Annotated in this window: 10 protein-coding genes; 3 read left to right on the top strand and 7 right to left on the bottom strand. The window is 75.0% G+C overall.

Annotated features, from left to right (window positions below):
• The first annotated feature begins 61 nt into the window (after positions 1–61).
• A complete protein-coding gene (locus AB0M08_RS14945; RefSeq protein WP_364492751.1) occupies positions 62–2,302 on the top strand; it encodes a glycoside hydrolase family 3 N-terminal domain-containing protein in 2,241 nt (746 codons plus the stop codon).
• 197 nt (positions 2,303–2,499) lie between these two features.
• Positions 2,500–3,333: a class I SAM-dependent methyltransferase gene (locus AB0M08_RS14940; RefSeq protein ID WP_364492749.1), complete on the top strand. Its 834-nt coding sequence runs from the start codon at positions 2,500–2,502 to the stop codon at positions 3,331–3,333.
• On the opposite strand, the gene AB0M08_RS14935 is transcribed toward AB0M08_RS14940, so the two are convergent.
• The 6 genes from AB0M08_RS14935 to AB0M08_RS14910 all read right to left on the bottom strand — a co-directional run bounded on the left by AB0M08_RS14935 (position 3,291) and on the right by AB0M08_RS14910 (position 14,405).
• Complete coding sequence (locus AB0M08_RS14935) at positions 3,291–3,986, bottom strand: GNAT family N-acetyltransferase (RefSeq protein ID WP_364492747.1); 696 nt, start codon at positions 3,984–3,986, stop codon at positions 3,291–3,293. The genes AB0M08_RS14940 and AB0M08_RS14935 overlap by 43 nt on opposite strands.
• Before the next feature lie 98 nt (positions 3,987–4,084).
• The gene (locus tag AB0M08_RS14930) at positions 4,085–6,286 is read right to left on the bottom strand and encodes a hypothetical protein (protein ID WP_364492745.1); all 2,202 of its coding nucleotides are present in this window, start codon (positions 6,284–6,286) and stop codon (positions 4,085–4,087) included.
• Entirely contained in the window at positions 6,283–7,398 is a 1,116-nt protein-coding gene (locus AB0M08_RS14925; protein ID WP_364492743.1) for a VWA domain-containing protein, read from the bottom strand. Before AB0M08_RS14925 ends, AB0M08_RS14930 begins: the two co-directional genes overlap by 4 nt.
• The gene (locus AB0M08_RS14920) at positions 7,385–10,012 is read right to left on the bottom strand and encodes a DUF5682 family protein (protein WP_364492741.1); all 2,628 of its coding nucleotides are present in this window, start codon (positions 10,010–10,012) and stop codon (positions 7,385–7,387) included. The genes AB0M08_RS14925 and AB0M08_RS14920 overlap by 14 nt, the downstream gene beginning before the upstream one ends.
• Entirely contained in the window at positions 10,009–11,103 is a 1,095-nt protein-coding gene (locus tag AB0M08_RS14915; protein WP_364492739.1) for an AAA family ATPase, read from the bottom strand. The genes AB0M08_RS14920 and AB0M08_RS14915 overlap by 4 nt, the downstream gene beginning before the upstream one ends.
• Positions 11,100–14,405: a DUF4132 domain-containing protein gene (locus AB0M08_RS14910; RefSeq protein WP_364492737.1), complete on the bottom strand. Its 3,306-nt coding sequence runs from the start codon at positions 14,403–14,405 to the stop codon at positions 11,100–11,102. The genes AB0M08_RS14915 and AB0M08_RS14910 overlap by 4 nt, the downstream gene beginning before the upstream one ends.
• A gap of 106 nt (positions 14,406–14,511) precedes the next feature.
• Between AB0M08_RS14910 and AB0M08_RS14905 the strand changes: the two genes are divergently transcribed.
• Complete coding sequence (locus AB0M08_RS14905) at positions 14,512–15,207, top strand: ElyC/SanA/YdcF family protein (RefSeq protein WP_364492735.1); 696 nt, start codon at positions 14,512–14,514, stop codon at positions 15,205–15,207.
• Positions 15,208–15,244: 37 nt separating this feature from the next.
• Here AB0M08_RS14905 and AB0M08_RS14900 read toward each other — a convergent pair whose 3' ends face one another.
• On the bottom strand, positions 15,245–18,619 hold the full coding sequence (locus AB0M08_RS14900; protein ID WP_364492733.1) for a DUF4132 domain-containing protein: 3,375 nt from the start codon (positions 18,617–18,619) through the stop codon (positions 15,245–15,247).
• Between the last annotated feature and the right edge of the window lie 5 nt (positions 18,620–18,624).

Here is an 18,624-nt window from a genome sequence, read left to right as displayed (position 1 = left end):
AAGACTCCGATCAGTTCGCCATCGTCATCGGCCGGCCGTCCGGCGTCTCCGGGGAGGACAAATGCCCGCAGATTTCCCGTTCCAGAACCCCACCCTCCCCGTCGAGGAACGGGTCGAGGACCTGCTGGCGCGCATGACGCTGGCCGAGAAGGCCGGGCAGATGCTGCAGCTGGACGCCCGGCAGGACCTCTCGGAGATCATCCTGGCGAAGCTGGCCGGGTCGATCCTGCACACGTCACCCGCCAAGCTGATCGAGGCGGGCGAGCTGGTGGCCCGCACGAGACTGAAAATTCCGGTGCTCACCGCGGAAGACTGCATCCACGGGCACTCGTTCTGGCCGGGCGCGACGATCTTCCCGACCCAGCTGGCGATGGCCGCAACGTGGGACCCCGGCCTATTGGAGAGGGTGGCCCGGGCGACCGCCGTGGAGGTCTCCGCGACCGGGATCCACCAGACCTTCTCGCCGGTCCTCTGCATCGCCCGGGACCTGCGCTGGGGACGCGTCGACGAGACGTTCGGCGAGGATCCGCTGCTGATCGGCGACCTCGGCGCCGCGATGATCCGGGGTTACCAGGGCGGCGGGCTCACCGATCCGACCGCGATCCTGGCCACCGCGAAGCACTTCGCCGGGTACTCCGAGACGCAGGGCGGACGGGACGCCAGCGAGGCGGACATCAGCCCCCGGAAGTTGCGATCGTGGTTCCTGCCGCCGTTCGAGCGGGCGGCGCGCGAAGGCTGCCGGGTCTTCATGCTCGGTTACCAGTCGATGGACGGCGTGCCGATCACCGCGAGCCGCTGGCTCCTCAACGATGTGCTCAAGCAGGAGTGGGGATTCACCGGCACGCTGGTGACCGATTGGGACAACGTCGGCCGGATGGTCTGGGAGCAGAGGGTCTGCGCGGACCACGCGGAGGCGTCGGCGGTGGCGGTCTCCGCCGGCAACGACATGATCATGACAACCCCCGCGTTCTTCGAGGGGGCCCAGGAGGCGGTGCGGCGCGGGCTGCTGCCCGCCGACGCCCTGGATTCCGGGGTACGCCGCATCCTGCGCCTCAAGTTCGAGCTGGGCCTGTTCGAGAACCCGCGCACGCCGGACCCGGACCGCCAGCGCGAGGTGATCGGCTGCGCCGAGCACACCGGCCTGAACCTCGAGGTGGCCCGGCGGTCCCTGGTGCTCCTCCAGAACGACGGGGTGCTCCCGCTCTCCGGAGCCGGGCGGATCGCCGTGCTCGGGCCCAACGCGGACGACGTGCCGGCGCAGCTCGGGGACTGGGCCGGCGACTCCGGGCAGGTGGACTGGCTGCCGGACGGGCATCCGCGCGAGCTCACCGCCACCGTGCTGGACGGGCTCCGCGCGGTGGCCGCCCCGCACTGGGAGATCCGGTCCGCCCGGGGTGCCGCCATCGGGCGCCTCGTCCCGGACCCCGAGGGCCCGGCGTTCCAGGACGGTCAGCCCCGCCCGCCGATCCTCTCCCCCGCCCCGGCGTCCCCCGCGGAGATCGCCGAGGCCGCCGCGCTCGCCGAGGACGCCGACTACGCGATCGTGGTGGTCGGCGACACCGTCGACCTCACCGGCGAGCACAAGTCGACCGCCACGCTGGAGCTGATCGGCGGCCAGATCGCGCTGCTCGACGCGGTCGCCGCCACCGGCACCCCGATGATCGTGGTCCTGATCGCCTCGAAGCCGCTGGTGCTCCCGCCGTCCGCCCTGCACGCGGCCGCCATCGTGCAGGCGTTCAACCCGGGCATGCGCGGCGGCCAGGCGATCGCCGAGCTCCTCCTCGGCCTGATCGAACCGAGCGGCCGGCTGCCGATCTCGATGGCCCGGCATGTGGGCCAGCAGCCGGTCTACTACAACCAGGTACGCGGCCAGCACGGCACCCGGTACGCGGACCTCACCCAGGAGCCGGCGTTCGTCTTCGGCGACGGCCTGAGCTACACGACGATCGTCTACGACGGCCTGACCGTCGACGAACCGGAGGTCACGGCCGACGGCATGATCGCGGCCTCGGTCCGGTTGACCAACACCGGCTCCCGGCCGTCCCTGGAGACGGTTCAGGCGTACGTCAGCGACCTGGTCACCAGCGTGACCTGGGCCCAGCGCGAGCTGAAGTCCTACCGCCAGGTGGTGGTCCCGCCGGGCGAGAGCGTGACCGTGGAGCTGTCGATCCCGGCGCCGGCGTGCTCCCTGGTCACATCGGACGCCCGCCGCGTGGTCGAGCCCGGCGACTTCGAGCTCCTGGTCGGCCCCAGTTCCCGCCCGTCGTCCCTGCTCTCCGCCAAGTTCCGCATCAGCGCCTGACCCACGCTTCTGGCTGGCGCTCACGGGTGACCCCGCCGGCCAGGTTCCGGCGGGGTCACCCGTGAACACCAGCCAGAAGTGCACGCCCGGAGCCCTGGCCGGTGGTCACGGGTGGCCGTCCGCTGTTCGGGGGACGAAGTGGCTGAAACCCGTCTTTGGCATGGTTCGGGAGCGCCGAGATGCTTACCGTCGGTGACATGACGAGCACAGAAACAGCCGTGAAGGTCAAGCACCGCGCGATGTGGGCGTCCGGGGACTACCCGGCCGTCGCCTCCGAGCTGGTCGCGCCGCTCGGGCCGGTCCTGGTGGAGGCGGCCCGGATCGGGGCCGGGCAGAGCGTTCTCGACGTGGCGGCGGGCACCGGGAACGCCGCGATCCCGGCCGCGCTCACCGGCGCCGAGGTCACCGCCAGTGATCTCACCCCGGAGCTCCTCGCGGTCGGGGAACGACTGGCCACGGCCCGGGACGTCAAGCTCCGCTGGGAGCAGGCGGACGCGGAGGCGCTGCCGTTCGACAGCGCCTCCTTCGACGCGGTGATCTCCTGCATCGGCGTCATGTTCGCGCCGTACCACGAGGCGGCCGCCGGGGAGCTCCTGCGGGTCTGCCGTCCGGGCGGCACCATCGGGCTGATCAACTGGACGCCGGAGGGCTTCATCGGGCAGATGTTCGCCGCGATGAAGCCGTACGCCCCGCCACCACCCGCCGGCGCCCAGCCACCGCCGCGCTGGGGCGACCCCACCCATCTGGCCGCGCTGTTCGGGGATCGGGTACGCGACGTCCGTACCGAGCACCGCACCCTGCGGATCACCGGCTTCGGCGACGGCGAGGCGTTCCGCGACTACTTCAAGAGCCGGTACGGCCCCACCATCGCCGTCTACCGGTTCATCGCGGACGATCCCGGGAAGGTCGCCGCGCTCGACGACACCCTGGCCGAGCTGGCGAGACGGTTCGACCAGGGCTCCGGCGCCATGGAGTGGGAGTACCTGATCTACACCGCCCGGCGGGCCGCGGCGACCGGCACCGACGAGTAGCCCAGCTTCCGGTAGGTCGCGATCGCGGACGTGTTGACGTAGTCGACGATCAGGGCGGTCCGCTCCCGGCCCTCGCGGAGCAGCTCGTCGGTCATGAAGCCGCACAGCTCCCCGGCCAGGCCCCGGCCCCGGGCGCCCGGATGCGTGGTCACCCCCGCCAGGAACCCGATCTCGTCGGTCGACCACGCGTCCGCCGCCACCGCGACCAGCCGCCCGGCCGCGTCCCGGATCCCGGCCCAGCGCCGCACGTCGGGATCCCCCGGCTGCGCGTAGCTGTCCGGGAACGACTCCGCGATCAGCGCCGCCACCTCGGCCTCGTCGCCGGGCGCGAGCCAGCCCGGCCGGTTCTCACCGCCCCGGCGCACCGGCTCGACCGTCTCCATCCAGGCGAACCGGGCGGTCATCTCCAGCTCCGGCACTCGCGCGACCACCGCCGTCACCAGGTCCTCGTTCCCGAACGGCCGGAACATCCCGTCCACCTCGGCCATAACCTCACGAACCAGACCGGCCACCGCGTCGGCGTCCCCACCGAGCACCAGCCGATCCCAGTGCGCCAGCCCCGGAGAGGCCACCACGACGGCGTCCGGCCGCCTCCAGACACGGGCGTCCCGGGACTTGGCCGCCCACCGGACGAAGAGTTCCTTCTCGATCACCCACCCATGCTGCCCCATCGAAGATCATCGAGGCGCCCCCGCGGCGGGCGCGCTCCTCGTCAGGCCGGCCCCGCACCCCTCGGCCGTGCCTTCTCCCGTCAGGTCAGCTCGGTCGCCAGGCCGAGGCGCAGGTAGGCGTCGACCCAGGCCCCGACGGCGGCGTCGCCGGGGTCCGGGCCGAGCAGGGCGGCGAAACGGTCCAGCGCGGCCGCCACCCGGTGCAGGCCCAGGCGGTCGATCTCCTCGCGGGTCTCGCGCAGCCGGGCCGGGAAGCCGCCGGGCAGGTGGGCCAGGCCCGCGTGCGCCGCCTCGGCCAGCGTGCCGCGGGCGCGGAGGATCGCCTCGGCCAGGAGACTCGGTTCCGCCGCGGGGGTGGTCCAGGCCGGGAGCCCGGCCCCGCTGCCCGGCGCGCTCAGATCCGGGACCACCGGGCGTCCGTCTCCGGCTATCGCGTACGGGTCCAGCACCAGTCCACCCCCGCCCCGGTGCACGCTGCCCGCCACGAATCGCGGGGTACCCCCGTCGCCGTCGCCGGAGAACGCGGCGGCGATGGCGTCGAGCCGTCCCGGAGCGGCCGACGCGTGTGTCGCGGTGACGATGGCCCGTACCCCGGAAAGGTCGTGAATCTCCACGCTGAGGCGCTGCTCACCCGGGGCGTAGCGGATGCCGCGCACCTCGCCGACCGCCAGGATCCGGACCAGCTCGGCGCGCACCCGGGCCCGGACCGGGCGGGGCGGCAGCGCGGCGAGCTCCGCGGCCAGCCTCGCGTAGTCGTGCACCAGCAGATTCGGCGGCATCGCGTCCCAGGCGCCGGTGCCCGCGGTGACCGTGGACTTCGCCACCCGGCCGGCGGTCAGTCGCACCGTGCGGCTGGCGCTCCGGATCGCCGACTCGGTGACCAGCACACCCGCGGCGAGGTCGCCGATCGCCGCGCCCGCGTACCGCCGCCGGGCCAGGGCCGGGCCGTCCTCCTCGGCGGTCCAGGTACGCGACGAGATGAGCACCACGCCGGTGGCCGGGTCGGCGTGGAAGACCTCCACCCGGCGCTGGTCGTCGACCGCGGTGACCCGGGCGCCGAGGCCGTCCAGGCGTACCCGGCGCAGCGGCGTCTCGGCGGCCTCCTCGGTGCCGAGCACCCGGGCCCGCACCGACGCCGGCGCCGCCTGTCCCGCTGTCTGTGCCGCTGTCTGTCCGGGTGCCGGTGTGTGCCCGGGTGCCGGTGTCTGCCCGGGTGCCGGTGTCTGCCCGGGTGCCGCCGCCTGTCCCGGTGCCGGTGGCACGCGGTGTCCGGTCGCGGCCGCGCGGTGCCGGGCGAAGAGCTCGGCGATCAGGTCGGCGGCGGTCTCCGGCGAGTACCGGGCGCTGCGCTCGCGATAGCCCGCGAGCTGGTCGGCTAGGTCGGCGGTGGCGTCGTGCGGCCAGCGCAGACCGGCCCGTTCGAGCTGGGCGAGGTGACCGGCGGCGGCCGCCTCCAGACCGGCGCCGGCGTGCGTCACCCCGCTGCGCAGCAGGTCCGCGGCGAACCCGGTCAGCGCCTCCAGCCCGGTGCCGGACGCGGCCGTCGCGCCGCCCGCGCCGCCGACGTCGACGAGGCAGTCGGCGGCGCCCGGGTGATCGGCGTCGGCGGCCCGGAACGCCCAGACGGCGAGGGCGATCACATCGTCCCGGACACCGGCCCGCGCGTCGGTGTGCACGTACCCGAGATCGTGCGGCACCAGGAACCGGACCGTGGCGGAGGGCAGCTCGACCGAGGGCGCGGGGCCACGGCGGATCCGGGCGGTGTAGCCGGAGCGGGCGGCACGGCGGGCGGTCTCGACCAGGCGCGCGCCGATGCGTACCGCAAGCTGCTCGTCGCTGAAGTCCCCGGGTGACCAGAACCGGTCATCCGGCGCCGCAGCGTCGATCGGCGTGGGCGCAGGTTCCGATGCCGGTACGCCGGTCGGCGCAGGTTCCGATGCCGGTACGCCGGTCGGCGCGGGCCCCGGCTCCGGGGTCGTGGTCTCGGCGGTGGTGGAGTTCCGGGCCTGCTGGTAGGCGAAGACCAGGCCGATCAGGTGGCGGCAGACCGTGACCGCGCCACAGGAGCAGCTGCCCCGGTCCAGGCCGCCGGCCGGCAGCTCCGTGCGCGCGCCGTCCGGGAACTCGGCCACCACCGTGTTATCCGAACCGGACAGCGCCGGCGGCTCCCGGTCGACCTCGCGGGCCGCCCGCTTGACCAGGCCCCGGTTGGCCAGCGTGGCGAGGGCGTCGGCGTCCAGCGCGAGCAGGTCCGCCCGCACCGGCAGGGTGTCCACGCTCATCGGCCCACCCGCTCGGCGACGAAGGCGGCCAGTTCTCCCGGTGTCATCGCGCCCACCCAGGCGCCCACGTCCGCGAGCCGCTGGGCGCACTCCCGGTCGTACGCCGGATCCGCCTCCTCGTCGAGCGCCGCCAGTCCGAGCACGATCGTCCCCTGTTCGCAGAGGTCGCGGACCGCCCGGACCAGCGTCGCCGCGGAGCCGCCCTCGTAGAAGTCGCTGACCACGGCCACGATCGTGCGGCGCGGCTGCTCGATCAGCCCGCTCGCGTACCGGACCGCGCGCCCGATGTCGGTGCCGCCGCCGAGCTGGGTCCGCATCAGCAGCTCGACCGGGTCGCTGACGTCCGAGGTCAGGTCGACCACCTCGGTGTCGAAGGCGACCAGGTGCGTCCGTACGCCGGGCAGCCCCCAGAGGCAGGCCGCGGTGACCGCCGAGTGGATCACCGAGGAGAGCATCGAGCCGGACTGGTCGACGAGCAGGATCACCTGCCACTGGGCCAGGTGCCGCCGGCTGCGGGAGAGGAAGTACGGCGTCTCGACGTAGATCCGCCGCTCCCCCGGGTGGTAGTGCCCGAGGTTCGCGCGGATCGTCCGCTTCGCGTCGAAGTCGCGCGCCTGCCTGAACCGGCTGGCCCGCCGCGCCCGGGCACCCGAGAAGCTGTGCCGCACCTCGGTCGAGAGCCGCTCGACCAGGTCCCGGACCACCGCCTCGACGATCCGGCGGGCCAGGCGCAGCACCTCCGGGTTCATCAGGTGCTTGGTCCGCAGCACGGCACGCAGCAGCGCCGGGTTCGGCTCGACCCGCCCCAGTACCTCCGGGTCGGTGACGATGTCGGTGATCTCGTACCGCTCGACCGCGTCGCGCTGCAGTCGCTCCACGGTCTCCTTCGGGAAGAGCCGGGTGATCCCGTCCAGCCAGTCCACCGTGGTCAGCCGCGACGGTCCGGAGCCGCCGGTACGCCGGATGTCGCGCCGGTCCAGCTCCTCGTCCCGGCCGTAGAGCCAGTCCAGCGCGGCGTCCCGCTCGGCCGCCTCGCCCTCCGGCCCGCCGAGGCACCCATCGGCCGGATCGCCGAGGATCAGCCGCCAGCGCTCCAGATCAGGATCGGTCATCGGTCCGCCCTCGCCTCTCCGGTCCCGGGCTCACCGGTCCCGGGTCACCGGCTCCGGGCTCTCGTGTTCCCATCGCCGCGCCGGCCGTGACCGGCTCGATCAGGCCCGACCGGGTCAGGCGCTCCTCGATCAGCTCGTCCAGCGCCAGCCCGGCGGCCACGATCTCCGCCGGGATGCCGGAGCGCAGCAGGTCCCGGCCCGCGCCCGCGATCCCGCGCCGGGCGAGGAGCTGCTCGGCGATCGCCTCCCGCTCCCGGGGCGGGAAGAACTCGAAAGCCTGACGCAGCGCGGGCAGCGCGACCAGGAAGTCGTCGGCACCGAGGCCGCCGACGAGCTCGTCGAGCAGCCCCAGGATGCCGCCGGGCGCGAGCACCGATTCCCGCGCGACGGCGAAGAGCCCGGCCAGCCAGTCCCCCGCCCCGCCCCCGGCGAAGGCGCCACGGACCGCTCGCGCGGTGTCCGGCCACACGGGCCCCGGTCCGGCGGGCTCCGGTTCGGCAAGCCCCGGCTCGGCAGGCCCCGGCTCGGCAGGCCCCGGCTCGGCGGGCCCCGGCTCGGCAAGCCCCGGTTCGGCAGGCCCCGGCAGCGCGGTCGCGGCGAGGACCTGGGACAGGCCGAAGAAGGCGCCGCGCAGGTCGGGAGGCGCGGCACGATCGGCGGCGATCCGGTCGGCGACCTCCCTGGCGGCGGTACGGCCGATGCCCTGATCCGGCCGGCCCGCCCCGGACCCGCGGCCGTCAGCGCCGGGACCAGCGCCCGAGTCGTTGCCGGAACCGGGGCCGGGACCGTGCAGCAGCGCGTCGCGGACCGCGACCACGGCGCGGATCCGGCGGACGTCGGCGGTCTCCCCCGCGCCGTGCAGACCGTCGGCCAGCCAGAGGATGCGCCGGGTCGCCGACGCGACCACCGCGGCGAGCGTGCCGCTGCCCGCCGTACCGAGAAGCCGGTCGTGGCGCCACAGCGCGAGCGTCACCGAGAGCACCCGCCCGAGCTCGGCCGGGTCGGTGCCCGCCGCGACCCCGCGGGCCAGGCGTTCCGGCACGTCGCCGGGGAGATCGGCGACCCCGCAGAGCGCCGCGTCGAAGAGTGCGTCGGCGAGCCGCCCCAGGTCGCCGGTGGCCGCGTCGACCCGCTGGCCGATCCGGGACGCCGCCGCGGACTCCAGGGTGGTGCCGTAGCCACCCGCCTCGATCAGCGCGACCAGCCGGTGCTCGTGCGCCCGGACGGTCCACCGCTCCACCAGCACCGGGTCGATGCCGGTCGCCGGGCCGGACGTCCGGGCGTACCCGGGGATCTCCAGGACCCGCAGCCGGTGCAGCACCCGGCTGCGTGCCCGCCCCTCGGGTTCGAGCAGTTCGGCGCTGCGCTCGCCGGGTTCGTCCAGGCCGTACCGCGAAAGCTCCGCGGTGGCGGCGTGCACCAGCGGCGGCAGCGGCGTGTCCGCGTGCAGCCGGCCGACCCGCTCGCCGCTGAGCGCCGCGGTCATCTCGACCACCGCGGGATGCTGCCCGGCGGTGAGGGTGCCACGGACCGACCAGGGCAGCGGTACGTCGAGAGCCTCGTTGACCAGCGCGGACGCCAGCCCGTCCAGCACGTCGACCCGCGCCGGTACGCCGTGCCCGCGCAGCCGGGAGAGCGCCTCGGCGGTGGCCCGCGCCGCGATCAGGTCGGCGGTGGAGACCGGCTGTCCCCGCTTCCGCAGCCGCCCGGCGACGGCCGTCATCAGGTACCGCCCCGCCTCGAGGGGGCCGTCCGCCCAGAGCCGCTGGTAGTACTCCGGCGACGGCATCCCGGACTGGTATCCCCCGAACGCGTCCAGCCGCCGGAACGAGTACGGCACCAGGTAGCTGCCCGCGCTCGCCCCCTCCGGCACGGCGGGGATCTCCGGCCACGCGTCCTCGCCACCGCCGGCCGGGATCTCGGCGCTCGGCGAACCACCGCCGACCGGGATCTCAGCGCTCGGCGAACCACCGGCGGGAGCGGCGAGACGGAGCAGGGCCGGGCGGTGGAAGCCGCCGACGACCGCGACCACCGGGCGCCCGTCCGCCGCCCGCAGCGCCGCCCGGATCCAGCGGGCCATGTACGCCTCGCGGATCGTGTCCGGCCCACCGGCCGCCGCCTCACCGCGGATGAGCTCGAAGTACGCCGCCAGCCGCTCGGCCAGGCCCTCCGCCGGCTCCATCTCGATCAGGTGGTCCCAGAGCGCGTCCGTGTTGTCCACCCCGAACGCCGCGCAGAGCCGGTCGATCGCCTCCGCGTAGCGCAGCTCGGCGTCCGCGTACCGGTTGCTGCGGTCGGCGAACGCCTCGTGCCAGGCCGGCAGGTCGATGAACCGCAGCTCGGCACCGGCGTCCCGCCCGGCCCGCAGCGCCACCCACTCCGGCGAGTACGCGCAGAACGGCGCCCACGACCCGTGCCGCCGCTCGGCGTCGGCGTAGCTGGTGAAGACCGCGACCGGCAGCTCGTGCTCCAGCAGCAGCTCCCCGATCCGGCCGTTCATCTCGGCGGGCCCCTCGACCAGCACATACGCCGGCCGGAGAACGGCGATCGTCGCCTCCACGAGCCGGGCGCAGGCCGGGCTGTGGTGCCGCACCCCGATGACGGTGAGACTCATGTGCCCGGGAGTTCCCGCCGGGCGTCGTGCAGGGCCCGCCACTGCTCCCCGGTACGCCACGAGGTGTGCTGTTCCAGGTAGCGCCGCAGCTTCGCGAGATCCTCCGGGCTGTCCTTGGCCGCCGTGCCCGCCAGGCAGGAGACCAGGTCGGCGGCGGTGCCCGGCGTGCCCCGCAGGAACCAGCCGCGGAGCCCGACCGCGTGCGCCACCGCGACCGCCTCGGCCGTGCTCATCACCGCGGTGAGGCGTTCCATCTCGTCGCCCCGCGCCGTACGCCCGGACCGCAGCTCCCGGAACGTGGTGACCAGCACCTCCAGCACGTCACGCCGGGGCGGCACGGCGACCCCGGAGCGATCGAGCAGTGCGCCCGCCTCCGCCTCGACCAGGGCCAGCTCGGTGTCGAAGTCGGCGATCGGGAAGACCGTCTCGAAGTTGAAGCGCCGTTTCAGCGCCGAACTCATGTCGTTGACGCCGCGGTCCCGGGTGTTCGCGGTGGCGATCACGTTGAAGCCGTCCCGGGCGAAGACCATGCCCTGATCGCCGGGGAGCTCGGGGACGGCGAGAACCCGGTCGGAGAGCGGCGAGAGCAGCGAGTCCTGCACCTCGAGCGGGCAGCGGGTGATCTCCTCGAACCGGACCGTACGCCCCTGGGCCATGCCGCGCAGCAGCGGCGCCGGGACCAGCGACCGCTCGGTCGGCCCCTCGGCGACCAGCAGCGCGTAGTTCCACGAGTACCTGATCTGGTCCTCGGTGGTGGCCGCACCGCCCTGGATGGTGAGCGTGGAGTCACCGCTGACCGCCGCCGCGAGCAGCTCGGAGAGGAGCGACTTGGCGGTGCCCGGCTCGCCGACCAGCAGCAGGCCCCGGCTGGTGGCGAGGCTGACCAGGGCCCGGTCGATCAGCGACGGGTCGCCGACGAACTTGCGGGTGACACCGAGCGCCTCGTCGCCGACGATGAACGCGCGGGCGGCCCGCAGGCTCAGCGCCCAGCCCGGCGGCTTCGGCGCGGTGTCGCCGGCACGGAGCCGGGCCAGCTCGTCGGCGAACCGCACCTCGGCCGGCGGTTTCTGTACGGCACCGTGATCGGTCATGCGAGCACCTCGGTCAGGTCGCGCAGCGCCTCGGCCGCGACGATGGGGGCGAGTTCCTGGAGCCGGTGGCCGGAGCCGGACCGGTTCCAGCGGTGCCCGGCCCGGTCCTCCACCCAGATGTCGCGCACCGACTGGTCCGGCATGAGGTCCGGCACGCCGACGGCGATACCGGGCTCGATCTCCACGATCAGGCTGAGGCCGCCGGGGACGTCCCGCTCGAACCAGCCCTGGTTCCCGGCGTCCTGCGGCGCACCCCGCCGCCAGCCGCGGCTCTCCAGGCCGAGGAGGGCCGTGGTCGGCGCCGTACGCCCGGTGAAGCCCGCGCCGAGCAGCTTGCGGACCTCCTCCGGGTCGTGGGCCGGCATCTCCCGCCCGAGCTGCGGGAACGGCTGCAGGATCGCGTAGTCGGCGAAGACCTCGGACCAGGCGGCCAGCTCCTCCCCGAGCTCCAGCGGATGCGCGACGCCGATCCGCTCGCCGGCGCCCAGGGTGACCGTCTCGTCGTCGACGTCGGCGAGCGTCCGGTCCTCGGCGAGGCGCACCCCGCCGATCGGGGTGCCGTCCGCGTCGAGGCGCAGCCAGACCAGCCGCCGGACCAGGTGCCGGAGCAGCGGGTGCCCGGCGAACCAGGTCTGGAAGTCGCCCGCGCTCCAGCGCCGCTGGTCGACCATGGCCCGCTCCAGACGGCGGACCTGGTCGGCGGCGATCGCCCGGACGTCCTTCTTCAGCCCGGCGAACCGCTGGTACGCCGTCGTACCCGCCTCCGGGTCGTCCTGCGCCCCGGGCTTCGGCAGCGCCTTGAGACGCTTGCCGGCGGCATCGGTCACATACGGCTTGAGCTGCTCGTCGAAGCCGACCGTGAAGCTCCGCCGACCGTAGTCCAGCACCAGGCTGCCCCCGGCGTCCAGCCCCAGATCGGGCACGAGCCGGTCGGCCAGCTCGTCGGCGGTGAGCCCGAGCTCGGCGGCCAGCCCGGCGATCTTCTCCTGTGCCCTGTCCCGCAGGCCGCGGAACTTCACCTTCTGCGCGATGCCGTGCAGATACATCAGCGCGACGTCGGTGCCGATGCCGGCGAGCACGTCGAGCCCGGCGACGGCGCGTGCGTGCCCGCCCTCACCCGGCCAGGACCGGATGATCGGGGCGAGCCGGCGGACCGTCTCGTCGTCGCCGAGGTGGGCGAGGGCCTCCATCGCCCAGCCCTGTTTGGCCGGGTGCCCGGCGTGCCGCCACTCGCCGAAGAGCGTCCATCCGAACGCGGCCAGGTCACCCGGCTCGGCCTCGGCGAGGACCGGGTCGAGGCCCGGGTACGCACTGTCCACCCGGGAGATCGCGAGCATGGTGAGCAGGCTCTCCAGAGCGGTGGCGGGCAGCGCGCCCCGCCCGCCGGTGAGCCGGATCTGCGGCAGCAGCGCCGGGCTGGCCCAGTCGGGCAGCACCGGCATGCTCCGGGGCAGGACGCTCAGCGGGTCGACGCCGAGGATCTCCTCGACGGCGGCGGCCGCCTCCGGACCGTGGCCGGCGGCGACCGACCGGACCAGGGCCGGGTCGAGCAGGCCGAGGGCGGCCTCGGCGGCGGTCCGCGCCGCGCCGGCCGGGCCGGCCGCGACCGGGACCAGGGCCCGGGCGGCCGTCTCGGGGTGCCGGGCGAACCAGGCGAGCGCGTGCTTGCGGGTGGACTTCATCCGCTGCCAGACCGCCATCCGCTGGGCCAGCTCGGGCGCGGCGAACGGCAACAGCACCGGCAGGGTGGCGGCCGCCTGATGGCTCGCGCAGTGCAGCAGGGCGGGCAGCGCCGCGGTGCCGTAGCGGGCGGCGATCTCCCGGCCCCACTCGCCGACGCCCCAGACGTCCCGCGGCCGCCAGCTCTCGATCACCGGACGGGTGAGCGCGTCGGGGGCCTTGAGGAAGGTGTACGCCTCCAGCCAGTAGGTGCCGGAGCCGAGGCTCGCCAGCGTCGCCGCGAAGTCCGCGGCGTCGTGGTGGTAGTGCACGGTCCAGCCGCCCCGGGCCCAGGCCTCGCGCTCACCCGGCGCCCAGACCTCGGTGACCGGATCGTCGCAGCTCAGACCCTTGACGACGAGTGGCTTCCGGCGCACCGGGGTAAGCCACGGCGGGCTGACCAGCACCGGCGGCACGTCCGCGGGGCCGGCCTGCTCGACGCCGCCGGCCCGCAGCGCGTCGAGGATCGCGCCGAGCCGCTCGGCGGCCGCCCCGTCCAGCCGGGCGTGCACCGCGGCGGCGAGCTCCGGGTGGTGGGCCGCCTGGCGCTTCAGCAGCCGCGCCGCCGTCGGCCCGTCCACGTCGGCGAGCAGCCGGATCACCGGCTCGGGGAACCTCCCGGCGGCCTCGGCGAGCGCCGCGACCACGTGCGGGCGGTCCCGTCGCTCCACCAGCGCGCCGATCGCCGCGTCGCCACCGACCGCGGTCAGCATCGCGAGCAGCTTCTTCTCCAGGTCGGACGAGTGGGAGTCGTCGAACCAGCGCACCAGCGCCGGGACCGCGGCCGGCCCGTTGTGCGCGACGAACGTGTAGATCAGCTCCGGTTGCCGCAACAGGACGTAGGCACGCAGCTCCCGGGCGAGGCCGAGCCCGGCGCCGGCCGGGCCGCCGACCACGGTGAGCAGCACCGACTTGATCTCGTCGAAGCGCTGCTTGCGCCCCAGCAGCCGCGCCGCCTGCTCGTCGACCCAGGCGGTCTCGTCGGGCGCCATCACCGAGATCACCGCTTGCTGCGGCATCGACACGGTCCGTACCGCGGTGAGGGCCGCGACGACACCCGTGTACCCCTCGTGGTCGCTCGCGACGATCACCCGCCGCAGCCGGTAGGCCAGCCGCAGCGCCAGGACGGTGGAATATCCCCGCAGATCGCGCTCGTCGGCGCCGCGGGTGATCGGCCGCCCGACGGCGAACTCCCCCGGCTCCAGCGCGGCCAGCTCGGCGGTCGCCGCCGCCGCGAAGGCCACGCCGTGCCGGTCCCGCCAGAGCTCCGCGAACGCCTGCAGCTCGTCCAGCCGCTGCCAGCCCAGCACCCCGGAGATCGCCTGCACCACGACGGCCGCGCCGAGCGGGGTCGCCGCCGGGTCCTCGGCCAGGTAGGCCCGCCCGGCCTCGCTCAGATCGCCCTCGGTCTTCCGGTGCCCGAGCGAGGTGAGCACGTCACCGTGGTAGGCGATGAGCAGCTGCGCCGCCGCGTCCACGTGCACGCTCTTCACCGTCGCGAGCGGCGGCGCGTCCGCCCGGCGCGGCAGCACGAACCTCCGCCACGCGACCGGCACGACGAACGGCTCCACCACTTCGGTCACGGCACGACCCTCCCCCCGGAGAACTTCGGAACGCGCTGAACCCTAACGACCCCCTCCGACAAAACCCGGTCCGTGGTCCTTGCCCCGGCCTGCCATCCTGGGCCCGGTGCGGAAGATCTCACTCACCCGGCTGCGCCGGTTCGTCACGCTGCGCCGTCTGGTCGCCCTGGGCGCGCTGAGCGCGGTGGCCGTTCTGAGCGTCATGGCCGCGGCGGTTTTCTGGGTACGCGCGGAGTCCCGGACACACGTCTACACGGCCGGGAGTGTCCCGTCCGCGCCCGTGGCGATCGTGCTCGGGGCGCAGGTGGACGCGCAGGGTGAGCCGTCGCCGTTCCTCGCCGCGCGGCTGGAGATCGCGCGGCAGCTGCTCGTCGCCGGCAAGGTGAAGGCGATCCTGGTCTCCGGCGACCACGCCGAGTGGTCCTACGACGAGCCCGGCGCGATGCTCGTCTGGCTGGTCGCCCGCGGCGTCCCCGCCGACCGGATCGTGATGGACCACGCCGGCTTCGACACCTACGACTCGTGCTCCCGGGCCCGCCGTATCTTCGGCGTCACCCGGGCGATCGTGGTCACCCAGTCCTTCCACGTACCGCGCGCCGTCGCCCTCTGCCGCACCCTCGGCATCGAGACGGACGGCGTCGGCGACGACACCGTCCGCGTCTACCGCCAGGTGTGGCTCCGCGGCGAGCTCCGCGAGTACGGCGCCGCCGTCAAGGCCGTCGCCGATGTCGTCACCCGCCGCGACCCGGTCTTCCTCGGCCGCCACGAGACCGGCGTCGAGTCCGCCGTCGCCCTCGGCTGACCCACCCCGTCCTCGTCGGGCGGTCACCCCGTCCGTGTCAGGCGGTCACCTCGGTCAGCTCACGGATCAGCTCGGCGGCGGTGATCCCGTCGAGCGTGCCGAGGGGCGGCGCCTCCTCGGGGCGGTGGTGATGACGGCCGCCGGGCGGTTCCAGCCAGATGCGGGTGATCTCCTGGTCCGGCCACTCGGCGGGTGCGCCGACCACGATGCCCGGCAGGATCTCCAGGATCAGCGTGCGGTCGCCGGGAAGGTCGCGTTCGAGCCAGCCCTGGATGCCCGCGTCCTGGGGCACACCGCGCCGCCAGCCGCGCCGCTCCAGGCCGAGCAGCCGGCCGGTCAGCACCTTCGCGCCCACGAACCCGTCACCCAGGTCGGCCCGGACCTGCTCCGGGGTGCGGGCCCGCACGTCCCGGCCGAGCTGCGGGAACGGCTGCAGGATCGCGTAGTCGGCGAAGACCTCGGACCAGCCGGCCAGCTCCTCCCCGAGCTCCAGCGGGTACGCGACGCCGATCCGCTCGTCCGCGCCCGGGGTGACCGTCTCGTCGCGCACGTCGGCGAGCGTGCCGTCCTCGGCCAACCGGACGCCGCCGATCGGGGTGCCCGCCGCGTCGAGGCGCAGCCAGACCAGCCGGGCGGCGAGGTGCCGGAGCAGCGGGTGCCCGGCGAACCAGGTCCGGAAGTCGCCGGCGCTCCAGCGCCGCTGGTCGACCATCGCGCGTTCGAGCCGCCCGATCTGGTCGGCGGCGATCGCGCGGACGTCCTTCTTCAGCCCGGCGAACCGCTGCCACGCCGCCGGGGCGGTGACCGGGTCGTCCTGCGCCCCGGGTCTCGGCAACGCTTGGAGACGCTTCCCGGCGGCATCCGTCACATACGGCTTGAGCTGCTCGTCGAAGCCGACCGTGAAGCTCCGCCGACCGTAGTCCAGCACCAGGCTGCCCCCGGCGCCCAGCCCCAGATCGGGCACCAGCCGGTCGGCCAGCTCGTCGGCGGTGAGCCCGAGCTCCTCGGCGAGATCGGCGATCTTCTCCTCGGCGCTCTCCCGGAGCGCACGGAACTTCACCTTCTGCGCGATGCCGTGCAGATACATCAGCGCGACGTCGGTACCGATCGCGGCGAGCACGTCGAGCCCGGTGACGGCGCGCGCGTGCCCACCCTCACCCGGCCAGGCCCGGATCACCGGGGCGAGCCGCCGGACCGTCCCGTCGTCGCCGAGCAGCCCGAGCGCGGCGAACGCCCAGCCCTGCCGCGCGGGATGCCCGGCCCGCCGCCACTCGTCGAAGAGCCCCCAGGCGAACTCCGCCAGGTCCCCCCGATCACACGCCTCGGCCACGAGCTCCAGCCCGGCATAGGGCCGATCGAGCCGGGAGATCGCCAGCATGCTGATCAGGTGCCGCACCGCCGAGGCGGGCAGCGTCCCCCCGGCGTCCGTCCCGGGCGATCCCTGGGGAGGGCCCGGGACGAGACGGATCGCCGGGAGCAGCGCCGGGTCGGCCCAGTCCGGGAGCTTGGGCATGCTGCGCGGCAACATGTCGAGCGGGTCGACGGCCAGGATCTCCTCGATCGCGGCGAGCACCTCCGGACCGTGCACGGTGGCGGCCGACCGGACCAGCGCGGGGTCGAGGACGCGCAGGCCCGCCTCGGCGGCGGTCCGCGACGATCCGGCCGCACCGACGGCGACGGGGATGAGCGCCCGGGCGGCGAATCCGGGATGCCGGTCGAACCACATCCCGGCGGCCCGGCGGCCCCGCTTGCCCTCGGCGTGCCACCCGGCCATCACGAGGGCGACCTCGGCCGAGGCGACCGGGACGAGCAGTTCGGCGATGTCCGGCCGCCGCGCCACCCGGTCGGCCAGGACCGGGACGGCGTCCGGGCCGAAGCGGGCGAGCAGCGGCCAGCCCCAGTACCCGATCGCGCACTCCTCGGCGGGACGCCAGGCGGCGACCGCCGGACGGGCCGACTCCTGCGGGCCCTTGAGGAGGAACCAGACCGCCTCCTCCTCGCCGAGCGTGCCGGCCGCCATCTCCCGGGCGAACTCGTCGAAGGGCCGCGGCACCACGGACCAGGCGCCCGGCTCGTAGAACGCGGCGAAATCCTCGCGCTCGCCCTCCTCCCAGACGACCCGCGGCGCCTCGGCGGCGAGCGGCAGCCGGACGACCAGCGGCGTGCGTCTCGTCCGCTTCGTCCAGGGTGGAGTGACCAGGACCGGTGGCAACCGGTCGGCGGGGGCGGCGCCGGCGGTGCGCGCGTGCAGCGCGGCGAGATGCTCGTCGAGGCGGGACCGGGCCGGCCCGGCGAGGTCGTCCCGCAGTGCGACGGCGAGCTCCGGGTGCCTGGCGACCTGGGCGCGCAGCATCCGCACGGCGGCCGGATGATCGGTCGCGGCGAGCCGGCGCACCGCCGCCCGGGGGGAGCGCGCGACCGCGTCGAGCGCCGCGGGCAGGGCCTGCGGCTGGTCGAGGCGGGCCAGCAGGGCGGCGATCGCCTCGTCCCCGCCGACACCCGCGAGCAGGCCGAAGAGGCGCTTGCGGTCCTCCGCGTCGGCGTGGTCGCGGTCGGCCCAGTCGGTGAGCGCCGGGACGACGGCCGGGGACCGGGACGCCGCGAAGGTGTAGAGGATCTCCGGGGTGAAGAGCACGTAGTAGGGAGAGAGCGCGCGGGCGAGCGGCAGCGCGTACTTCTTCTCGGTCACCGCGGTGAGCAGGAGCGCCTTGAGGGACTCGCGGGCCGGGCGGCTGATCAGCTCGGCGCTGATCTCCGCGGACCAGGCCTGTTCGTCCGGCACCAGCACCGAGATCAGCACCCGCTGCACGAAGGACCGGCCCCGGACGGCGGCCAGCGCGGCGACCACCTCGGCGTACTCCTCCGGCGGGGCGGCCACGATCACCCGCCGCAGCTCCTTGACCATCGCGGTGGCCGTCTCGCTCCCGTACCCCTGAAGATCGCGGTCGGGCACCGAGGTGATGATCGGGCGGTGCCGGGCGAACGGTCCGGGCCGGAGCTCGGCGAACTCGGCGAGCGCCGCGGCGGCGAACGGCAGCCCGTACCGCGCGCGCCAGGCCGCCGGGAAGACGAGCAGGTCCTCGCGCTCCCCGTGCCCGAGCCGGCAGACCAGCGCCATCAGCACGGCGGCCGCGCCGAGCGGGTCGGCGGGCCCGGCGCCGTCGAGCAGGCGACGGCCGGCCTCGGCGACCTCGCCCCGGGTGCCCGGATGGCCGAACGACCCGAGGATCTCGTCCCGGTGCTCCGCGACCACCTCGTCGGCCCGCCCCAGCGCGACGGCCATCTCATCGGAGACGATCGCCGCGGCGGAGGTGCGGGCCGAGGTGGGGGAAAGAGCGGTGAGGGACGAGCGCCGGGGCAGCACGAACCGCCGCCACGCGGAGGGGATCTCCCACGTGTCCTCGATCGTCATGACCC

This window comes from Actinoplanes sp. NPDC051851 (genome assembly GCF_040681165.1).
In the GTDB taxonomy this organism is placed as follows: Bacteria; Actinomycetota; Actinomycetes; order Mycobacteriales; family Micromonosporaceae; genus Actinoplanes.
The sequence above is the reverse complement of the archived record's forward strand: the minus strand, read 5'-3'. Positions and strand labels throughout refer to the sequence as shown.

Bases quoted from the DNA above. Each gene is read 5' to 3' on its own strand.
- AB0M08_RS14930 (WP_364492745.1), bottom strand. From the start codon at position 6,286: ATGAGCGTGGACACCCTGCCGGTGCGGGCGGACCTGCTCGCGCTGGAC.
- AB0M08_RS14900 (WP_364492733.1), bottom strand. From the start codon at position 18,619: ATGACGATCGAGGACACGTGGGAGATCCCCTCCGCGTGGCGGCGGTTC.
- AB0M08_RS14945 (WP_364492751.1), top strand. From the start codon at position 62: ATGCCCGCAGATTTCCCGTTCCAGAACCCCACCCTCCCCGTCGAGGAA.
- AB0M08_RS14940 (WP_364492749.1), top strand. From the start codon at position 2,500: ATGACGAGCACAGAAACAGCCGTGAAGGTCAAGCACCGCGCGATGTGG.
- AB0M08_RS14920 (WP_364492741.1), bottom strand. From the start codon at position 10,012: ATGAGTCTCACCGTCATCGGGGTGCGGCACCACAGCCCGGCCTGCGCC.
- AB0M08_RS14915 (WP_364492739.1), bottom strand. From the start codon at position 11,103: ATGACCGATCACGGTGCCGTACAGAAACCGCCGGCCGAGGTGCGGTTC.
- AB0M08_RS14925 (WP_364492743.1), bottom strand. From the start codon at position 7,398: ATGACCGATCCTGATCTGGAGCGCTGGCGGCTGATCCTCGGCGATCCG.